Genomic DNA, 9,105 nt, shown 5'->3' with positions numbered 1-9,105 from the left:
CGTGGAAGATGTCGGAGGACAGCAGCACCACCGGAGCCTTGCCGGTGTTCTTCCACCAGTGCTGGACACCGCGCTTCTCGACCGAGACCTCGCCGGCCTTGTGCAGGATCGGCACGGAGCAGTTGCTGGCGTACTCCTCGATCGTGCCCGAGACGATGTAGATCAGAGCCGGCCGGTCCTCGTGGCTGTGCCAGGGCACGACGCCGCCGGGCTGAACTACCAGCCGCCGGGTCCGCAGCTGGCGGTCCGTGAGGTTCACTTTCTCCTTGGACAGGTCGATGGAGGCGAGAACCGTGTCGGTCACGCCCTTGGGCTTCGTCTCGCCCATTGTGAGGAAGCCGGGGCTCACCTTGTCCGCCGGGCACTCCCCGGCACTTGCGGGAGCGGCGAGAGCGGTGCCCACCACGAGAGCAGTCGCGAAAAGGCCATGCCGGACCATAAGACGGCCTTGAAGTGTGTTCAGCATGTCGATGTCTCCTCTGTTCCGCCGCGCTGAAGGGGAGGCATCCAGGTGGTGCCGGCGCGATGCGGTGACCTGATGGTCGAGCAGACGGATGCGCATGTGAAATGCCGAGCAAGCTTGAATTCCATAGCCAAAAGCTATCACCACAGCAGGCTGCTCCAGGGTAATCTGAGGCTGGGCTGCGATTGCGTGCGCGGTTGGCCGCGGTCGAAGTGACCAGTTTTCGCGGAGGAGACCCCCGATGGAAATGCACCAGATCCGGTATTTTCTCGCTGTGTGTGAGGAGCTCAACTTCACCCGGGCGGCAGAGCGCTGCCATGTGGCCCAACCCTCCCTGACCCGGGCCATCAAGCTGCTCGAGGAGGAGTTGGGCGGGCAGCTCTTCCATCGGGAGCGCACCAACACTCATCTGTCGGAGCTTGGGCGCATGGTGAAGCCGCACCTTGAGGAGGTGTATGCCCAAGCACAGGAAGCCAAGCGGCAGGCGCTCGACTTCACCAAGCTCAAGAAGACCAGACTAAGGCTCGGGGTGATGTGCACGATCCAGCCGGATGAACTCATCGATCTGGTCAGTGGCCTCCAGGTTCGGCACCCGGGGATTGAGCTTGAGGTCGTCGATGCGAGCGCGGCCCAGTTGGAGGACCGGCTTCTGAACGGGGACCTGGAGGTGGCCATCTACTGCATCCCCGGGCAGGAGCCGGATGAGCGCTTGCATTACATGCCGCTGTTCCGGGAGCAGTTCATGATCGTCGTTGCGCCGCATCACCGGCTGGCGCTCCACAACACCATTCGTCCAAGCGACCTTACGGGTGATCGCTACCTCAACCGGGTCAACTGCGAGTTCTACTGCTATGCCGGAGCGCTCTGGCGCGAGCACGGGTTTGAGGGCTGCGAGACTGTCTATCGCAGCGAGCGCGACGACTGGCTCCTGGCGATGATCGCCGCCGGGCTCGGCTTCGGCTTCATGACGCAGAGCTGCGCCAAGCATCCTCTGGTGGTGTGCCGCCCCATGGTCGATCCGGAGTTCTGGCGCGAGGTCAACCTGGTGACGGTTCGGGGCCGCCCACATTCACCCGCGGTCGGCGCGCTGGTGAAGGAAGCAATGCGGGCCCGCTGGCTCGGCCAGCCCGCGATTGCGGCAAGAGCCGAGAAGGGGCGGGCCGCTGCCGACGAGTCATCCTACGAAACGGCCGAATGAGGACTATGCTGCCCCCTGCAGCGGCACCTTCGCCCTGGCGGCACTCGGCGTTCGTTCCTCAGGTTCAGGATCAGAACCCGTGATGAGGCGTGTGCCGTGCTGAAAGCTGAGGTAGGTCCAGGCCCAATTCAGCGCCACGACCAAGCGGTTGCGGAAGCCAATCAGGAAGTAAATGTGGGCTAGGCTCCAGAGCCACCACGCCAGATAGCCGCCGAGACGGATCCAGCGGAACTGCACCACAGCCTTCTTTCGGCCGATGGTGGCGAGCGATCCCGGATCACGGTAGCGGAAGGGTGGGAGATCGCCTCCGGCAAGCCTGGTCCGGATCAGCCTCGCGACATACCTTCCTGCTTCGCCACGGGGGCGACGCCTGGGAGGGGCTTCCCGTCCATGTCGCGCACATGGGCTGTATCGCCGATCACGCAGATGTTCGGGTGGCCGGGCACGCTCAGATCCGGCGCGACTTTGACACGCCCAGCCCGGTCCGTTTCGGCCCCGAGCCATTGACCGGCGTGTGAGGCCTGCACGCCCGCGGCCCAGATGATCGTGCGTGTCCCGATCCGCTGATCTCCGAGTGAGACACCAGCGTCATCACAGTCGGTAACAGCGGTCAAAACGTGGACCTCGACCCCGAGCTCTCCCAGCGAGCGCCGGGCCGCCTCCGAGAGATGCTCTTCGAAGATCGGGAGGAGGCGAGGACCCGCTTCGACCAGGACGATGCGAGCATGCGTCGGATCAATCGAGCGGAAGTCGACCGCAAGAGCCTTGCGAGCCAGTTCGGCGATGGCTCCCGCAATCTCCACGCCCGATGCACCACCGCCGACAATTACCAAGGTGAGTAGGCGGCTGCGCTCCTCCAGATTTGTCTCAAACTCGGCCTTTTCGAACGCCAGCAGGATCTTCCGGCGCAGGCCCGTCGCGTCGTCGATCGTCTTGATGCCTTTTGCAAACGCCTCCCAGTTATCATGCCCGAAATAGGCATGCCAGGCGCCAGTCGCGAGGACAAGATAGTCGAACGGGATCCGGCGATCTCCCGCCATCACTTCACCGGCCGTTTTGTCGACGCCGGTGACTCTTGCCAGCGTTACAGATGTATTCCGGTGTCTTCTGAGGATTGCGCGGATGGGCGAGGCGATGTCGGCCGGCGAGAGCGCCGCCGTTGCAACCTGGTAGAGCAGGGGCTGGAACAAGTGGTAATTGCGTTGATCAACAACTTTGATGTCGACTGGCGTTTTGGCGAGAGCTTTTGCAGCTGTCAGCCCTCCAAAGCCAGCGCCAACGATTACAACACGGGGCCGTTCGGCGCCATGATACGTCTCCTTCATGTCAATCTCCTTTCGTGAGGATCTGATGCCTTCCGGTGAAGGGCTCACCGGGCAAAGACTGCAACCTGCTGCCTGCAGAACAGGAGGTGATCGAGAGAGATGACGCCAGGGCCTTTGATCACGACCAAGAGGGCTGTTGTCCAGAGAATGTGATCCGGCCAGCCGCTCGGATAGACGAAGATCTGGATCACCGCAGTCATTGCGAGCAACCAGGCCGCCGATAGGCGTGACGCGAGGCCGACGATCAACAGGACCGAAAAGACATTCTCCGAGATCGTCGTCAGATAGGCCGCGAAATCAGGCGGGAGCAGCGGGACCCTATACTCCTCACGAAATAGGAAGAAGGTGGAGTCCTTGATGTGAAACCCCTCGATCTTCGTCTGGCCCGAGCGCCAGAAGACGCCGCCGACGGCAATACGTGCTACGAATGAAATGAGACTGTCTGGAATGGCATCGGCGAGTGCAATGCCGCGATCAGCCAGAGCTTTGATGGACATTGTTTGACCTGCTGCAATGCAAATCTGCCGGACAGTGCCGGCCCTTGTACTGGCATCACACCACTCATCGGCTCGCACCAGAAATACCGAGCAGCCCTTGATCCCATAGCTTGATGCTATCCTCGTGCCCGTGTCAGTAAGGCGTTCCCTCCGCGCGCTGACGGCGCAAGGCCTCAGCGTACCAAATGAGTTCGTCGACGAAGCGACTGGCTGCTTTGTCGAGCCTTGACACCTTCGGATGTCCCTCATTGGTGAGGGCTGTGCCGATCTCAGGAATGGGCAACAGGGACGAAATACTGGGCGTCCCAAGCTCGCAGAGCATGGCCCGCAGCTGCATGGCGGCCCTGACGCCGCCAAAGCGCCCGCCCGAGTAGCAGACGATCGCCGACGGCCGCCAGAAATACTCCTCCAAGAAGTGATCAAGAGTGTTCGACAGGACCGGCGGGATGCTGTGGTTGTACTCTCCCGACACGACCACAAAAGCATCCGCCCTTCGGAAGAGGTCGCCGAGGCGCTCGAGGGTCTCGGGCGCCTCTCCCTTGGGATATTCCTTGTACATACGATCCAGCAGAGGAAGCTTGAGCTCGACCGGATCGACAATGGGCGCTTCACATCCTCGGCTTTCTAGGTGACGAGTGATGAAACGGGCGGCCTTCACTCCTTGGCGGTCGGAGCGGACTGAACCCAAGATCACTGGTGTGAGGAACGGCATCTCGTCCTCCTGTCGGTTGAAGTCGCGAACATTACGTGGCAATCGGCGGAACTGAGGACCGCAGTTTGATCTACGGTGAGGCGGAGCCGATCCTGTCACGCTGACCTGTTCACATCACACCACCGCGCTGCTCCAACCTGAAATATCGAGGAACCATCGGATCCATAGCCCTCTGCTATGAGGCTCGCTGTCATTGTGGCTCTCTCTTAAAAAGGAGAACCCAGGTGACCGAACTCAAACCTCATTCGTCAGCCTTGATGAGCACGGCTAGTCGCAGCTGGTGTTGTCTTCAAACCTTCTTCGCATGGCTTGAGGAACGGATCACCGCGATCGAAGTGGCGATTAGCGCTCTCGTCTATAGAGACTCTCTATGATTGCGGAAGCCGACCGGTATTTCCGCGAACGTTCACCAGCTGCCATCATACTCACATCAGATCCGCCGAAGCGTTCCTTAGGGACGGCTCGGCACAAGGAGGTTATGATGAGCACGCCCGAGCACAAACGGATCCTTGTGGTCGATGACAACCACATCTTCCGCGAAACACTCGCGCAGAGGCTTCGGGCTGCGGGATACCAGGTCGCCACGGCGGATACGGGTGAGCGAGCTTTTCTTGCTTTGCGAGACTGGAGCCGTCCTGTCGATTGGCTCTACACCCGAGCCAACCTACCAGGCCTGGTCGATGGCTGGATCCTGGTCGATGAGTACCACGCCAGCCACGCCGGCCGTGCCGCGATCATAGGCGCCTCGGAGTCACGGGTCTCCCGACAGGGGGACATCATCCTGAAGCACGCGACACCCGTGGCTGTTCTGGACACCCTCCGGCACACGATCGAAGCAGCACAGTCAAAGGTGGCTGCCGCTCTCGCCGTTGCTGATGATCAGCAGTATGCAGCCTGATCATCGAACGTCAGGAATCAGAGACTTGGGGGTGCTGGTGCAGCGCTTGCCGTTAGGAGCAGCGGAAGGCCAACATTCACAGTCTGAGTCTTATGAAATCCAACCGTTCTGGCCGGAAACCCCGGCCGTGATTTTGCCCGCTTGGAAGGAGCTGGCTCTGGCACCCGCTAGGATCCGGTGCTCCGAAAGCCGACGATGATCCGGCTGGCGAGAATTCCCGACAGCGTGGTGACGAGATCGAAGCGCGGATCACTACCCGCGGCTTCATCGGCGGCAGCCCTGAGAGAGGCACGCTTCAACAGCGTCGACAGGAAAGCGGCTGCGCCAGGCGGCAACCGATGGACCTCAACATCGAGATCCGGCCGGGCGACCAGCGCATCTTCCGGTATCGAGCTGTCAATCACAGCGGGAGCGCCCGGGCTGATGTGTGCCTCCCAGATTGACACGATCGGATACGGGGAGGAAAGGATCCGCACGGAGGGATGCAGCCCAATGCGTATCTGCTCCCACCGGTGCGGAGCAAGGGACACAAGCTCATCAACCGTCAGCGGTGAGGTATCCGCCGCGTGATAGGCGAGGGTCAGTGCGGCCTCAAGGCGGGCCACATCGCCCAGGTAAGGCACGAGGTGGGCGGGAGGAAAGGAATCGATGAAGTCGCCAAAGTCGTCGCCGTACGTCATGAGAACGGGCGAGCGCGGTGGCGCCAACTCGACGAACACCCGGGCCATGGCGCGGAAGAACTCGTCCCCAACAAGGGCATGGCAGACAGGAAACCGGGTCACGAGGGCTTCGGTCAGGCTGACGAACACGTTGTTGCGGTAGATGGCGAAGCGCCGGTCAACCCGGCTCTGGCCGGCAACTCGGATCCCCGGCGGCGCCTCCCGCGTCCGGTCGAGCAGGGCCATGGAGAATCCCTTCTGAAGCATGCGGAGCGGCATCATGGAAGTCCTCTTACGGACTCGATTGTGGCCCTCCGGCGGCATCTCTCCTTCGCCAAGGCACGGTCCGCCTTCCGGACCTCGTTCAGCAGGACAGGAAATGCAGGAACGTCGTTGTCCCACTCAATCAGCGTCGGGACCGGACCGGTCCGCTCGAGAGCCTGCTCGAACAGCTTCCACACGATGTCGGCCACCGGAGTGCCATGGGCGTCGATGAGGAGTCGATCTCCGGCATCATCCTGGTCCTCGGCAAAACCGGCGAGATGGATTTCGCCGACATGGTGGGCGGGGAACGCGTCGAGATAGGCCTTGGCGTCATAGGCATGGTTGATGGCCGAGACGAAAACGTTGTTGACGTCGAGAAGGAGCCCGCAGCCGGTCCGGCGCGCGATCTCGGATAGAAAATCGATCTCCGACAAGTCACTTTGCTCGAAAGCGATGTAGGTCGAGGGGTTCTCCAAGAGCATGCGTCGTCCCAGCGTCTCCTGGACCTCATCAATGTGCTCGCAGACCCGCCGCAAGGTCGGGCCGTCGTACGGCACGGGGAGAAGGTCGTTCAGGAAGACCGTGTCGTGTGTGGACCAGGCGAGATGCTCGGAGAAGGATTCAGGCTCGTAGCGTTCGATCAGGCGCCGCAGGCGTGCGAGATGCATCTGGTCGAGCGGCTGGTCCCCGCCGATGGACAAGCCCACTCCGTGCACCGACAGCGGATAGCATGCCCGGATCTGCTCCAGGTACCGGTGCGGCGGTCCGCCGTCGCCCATGTAGTTTTCCGCATGAACCTCGAAGAAGCCCACTGGAGGCAAGATCTCGAGGATCTCCCGGTAATGCCGGGGCTTCAGGCCCAATCCGGCCCGTGCCGGAAGCACCCCGAGACTGGAAGGTGCGCGAGAGGCTTGTGAGGTCATGACGTCCTCCTGTCCTATGCTTCAAGGATGGCCCGGGACCAGCCAAGCGGTCCCGGGTGTTTGACAGGCGTCCACCGTCGGGCTGTGGAGTCCTTTTCCGCAGCCCGGCTCAGGACCGTGGAAGGTCGCGGTCCAAGGCTTGCAGGCTGCCCATGCGGCTGCCCGGGGCCATGACAGTGGTGCAGGTGCCCTTAGGGACAATCTTCCAGGCATTGCCCTGATAATCGACCTTCGATGTGCCGGCGCAGGTCGTGCCAGGGCCGGCCGCACAGTCGTTCTGCCCCTTGAGGGCGATCCCGAAACACTTTTCCTGGGCCGCGGTCGGTGGGGGCTTGGGCTGGGCATTGGCCGAAGTAGCCGAAGCCAGCCCAAGGGCGGCCGCCATGGCGCCTGCGATGGTGACACCGCTCATTGTTGTCCTGTCAGTCATGAAAGTCTCCTGGTGATTGGGGCGGCCCAATCTGGGTGCCGCTGAAGGCCATGATCCCGGAGACGGCCAAACCGGTGAAATATCAAGCGGCGATGAAGCCGATAGCAGGAAGCTATGACATGAGGTTGGCGGTGACCGACCACGCCAACGACGAGGTCTGCCGCTGAGGGCGGTCTTACCCAATGCTCCGCCACAATAGCGGGACGGCATCGATTTGCGAGGCAATCGATATTTCAGGTGATGCCCAGGCATCCTCATGCTCGACGGCATCGCTCACGAATGGTGCGTGAGCGACAATCTGGAGAGGTGTCCCATGGCAACCCACATTACAGGCCTTTGTGCAGCAGCCCTTATCCCACTTGCACTCGCCGCGACGTCCTTTGTAGCGCAGGCCGAGGAGTCAACGCGGCAGGTGTCAGAGAACGGCATCGTCCGCGCGATAAGCGCTTATCCGTTCAGCGAAACCGTCGACCGGATCAAACAGGACGTCGCCTCGAAGGGCATCATGCTCTTCTTCACGGTAGATCAGTCGAAGCTCGCCGCCGATGCCGGGATCGCGCTCCGACCCTCGACCCTTCTCGTGTTCGGTAATCCGGCGCTCGGCTCGCAATTCATCACGTCGAACCCGCATGCCGGCATCGACTGGCCAGTGCGCCTGCTGGTTCTGGAGGACGAAAAAGGCGAGGTCTGGACCGTCTACAACGATTTTTTCTCCATTGCGCGCCGCCACGGCATCGCGGATCGAGACGCGGCATTCAGCAAGGCATCCGAGGTGATCTCATCCATCACATCGAGCGTATCGAAATAAAGCCCGAGCAGACGACTGGCCCCAGAACGAAGCCTTGAGGGCCGGTCGGCTACTCCCAGAAGGGTCCTTGCAAGCTCAAGCTGAAGATTTGATCCTCCTGCTGATAGGAGGACGGCCCGCCAGCTCCGGAGAAGCAACATTCCAGTCAGGCGTCGATCAACTTAGAGATTGCGGAAGCGCTGCCGCTTAGCGACGTTCGAAGAGGAAACCGTGCAGCTCTCTGTCGTTCTGAATATCAGAGCACTTGGTCTGCCATTGGGCTAATGTCGGAACGAGCCGCGAATTCGATGCCACCCCTAAGAGTCGAAAGTGCCGACCCGGGTAGGCGATCAAGAGTAAAGTAGGCACAGGCAAAGAGCGCGAACATGGAGCAGATAGCCAGGCGATGCCGGGTCGGTACCTCAAACCTTCCACCGGAAGCGTGCGAATTGCGATAGGGGCGTTCGGCTTCGGTTGAATCCTGATGTCTTGAGGCCAAGAACCTGAGGAGACGGATGGTGGCGTTCATTGGTGCTCCTCCGTACCTTAGGGAGCTGATCTGCCACTGAGCGTGAGCCTTCCTGGTTATGAACGGAAATACCGTGTGACTTGGAAGAGCATAGACAGGTGCTATCCAGAGCCCTCACAGCTTTCTGCTTAGGTCCGGCTTGTCCGCTGCAGATCCCCCAGCCGGCACTGTCGTCTGTTGGCGGCGGCTTGAGCCGCAGTATTGGATGTCAGCTCCTGGCTCCGAGCTGAGGTAAACGAAACGTCAGCTCAAGAAGGGAATACCGGACGTTCCTGGAGAACAGGCAATTTCCTGGTTTGTTAAGGCTTGTTGGATGCCTGCCGCGGCGGAACGGTGCTGCTGCACGAGCGGCAGGCGTTCGACAAGCCTCAAAGGAGGAAACCGCGGAACACCACGCTTAGGCTGCGGGATCTATGGGGA

The 9,105-nt window shown here is 61.3% G+C and carries 9 protein-coding genes and 1 pseudogene; 3 read left to right on the top strand and 7 right to left on the bottom strand.

Annotated features, from left to right (window positions below; genetic code table 11):
* Positions 1-466 (bottom strand): cupin domain-containing protein (locus tag ACS5Q1_RS44705; protein ID WP_473104254.1); only part of this gene is annotated, 466 nt, incomplete at its 3' end.
* 238 nt (positions 467-704) lie between these two features.
* Between ACS5Q1_RS44705 and ACS5Q1_RS44700 the strand changes: the two genes are divergently transcribed.
* The gene (locus tag ACS5Q1_RS44700; protein WP_473104253.1) at positions 705-1,661 is read left to right on the top strand and encodes a LysR family transcriptional regulator; all 957 of its coding nucleotides are present in this window, start codon (positions 705-707) and stop codon (positions 1,659-1,661) included.
* A gap of 3 nt (positions 1,662-1,664) precedes the next feature.
* Here ACS5Q1_RS44700 and ACS5Q1_RS44695 read toward each other — a convergent pair.
* From ACS5Q1_RS44695 to ACS5Q1_RS44685, 3 genes and pseudogenes are all read right to left on the bottom strand, one after another.
* A pseudogene (locus ACS5Q1_RS44695) lies at positions 1,665-2,986 on the bottom strand (NAD(P)/FAD-dependent oxidoreductase).
* Positions 2,987-3,030: 44 nt separating this feature from the next.
* A complete protein-coding gene (locus ACS5Q1_RS44690; RefSeq protein WP_473104252.1) occupies positions 3,031-3,483 on the bottom strand; it encodes a DoxX family protein in 453 nt (150 codons plus the stop codon).
* A gap of 133 nt (positions 3,484-3,616) precedes the next feature.
* Positions 3,617-4,195, bottom strand: coding sequence for an NADPH-dependent FMN reductase (locus ACS5Q1_RS44685; protein WP_473104251.1), 579 nt, complete (start codon positions 4,193-4,195; stop codon positions 3,617-3,619).
* Between the two features lie 478 nt (positions 4,196-4,673).
* On the opposite strand from ACS5Q1_RS44685, the gene ACS5Q1_RS44680 reads away from it, so the two are divergent.
* The gene (locus ACS5Q1_RS44680) at positions 4,674-5,093 is read left to right on the top strand and encodes a response regulator (RefSeq protein ID WP_473104250.1); all 420 of its coding nucleotides are present in this window, start codon (positions 4,674-4,676) and stop codon (positions 5,091-5,093) included.
* Between the two features lie 167 nt (positions 5,094-5,260).
* Here the strand turns inward: ACS5Q1_RS44680 and ACS5Q1_RS44675 are convergent, their stop codons facing one another.
* From ACS5Q1_RS44675 to ACS5Q1_RS44665, 3 genes are all read right to left on the bottom strand, one after another.
* A complete protein-coding gene (locus ACS5Q1_RS44675; RefSeq protein ID WP_473104249.1) occupies positions 5,261-6,034 on the bottom strand; it encodes an HvfC/BufC N-terminal domain-containing protein in 774 nt (257 codons plus the stop codon).
* A complete protein-coding gene (gene bufB / locus ACS5Q1_RS44670) occupies positions 6,031-6,939 on the bottom strand; it encodes an MNIO family bufferin maturase (protein WP_473104248.1) in 909 nt (302 codons plus the stop codon). Before bufB ends, ACS5Q1_RS44675 begins: the two co-directional genes overlap by 4 nt.
* 109 nt (positions 6,940-7,048) lie before the next feature.
* Positions 7,049-7,369: a BufA1 family periplasmic bufferin-type metallophore gene (locus ACS5Q1_RS44665; RefSeq protein WP_473104247.1), complete on the bottom strand. Its 321-nt coding sequence runs from the start codon at positions 7,367-7,369 to the stop codon at positions 7,049-7,051.
* A gap of 313 nt (positions 7,370-7,682) precedes the next feature.
* Between ACS5Q1_RS44665 and ACS5Q1_RS44660 the strand changes: the two genes are divergently transcribed.
* The gene (locus ACS5Q1_RS44660; protein WP_473104246.1) at positions 7,683-8,177 is read left to right on the top strand and encodes a DUF302 domain-containing protein; all 495 of its coding nucleotides are present in this window, start codon (positions 7,683-7,685) and stop codon (positions 8,175-8,177) included.
* Positions 8,178-9,105 lie beyond the last annotated feature (928 nt).

It is taken from the genome of Microvirga sp. GN3 (assembly GCF_055792825.1).
This window is presented reverse-complemented; position numbering and strand designations above follow the sequence as displayed.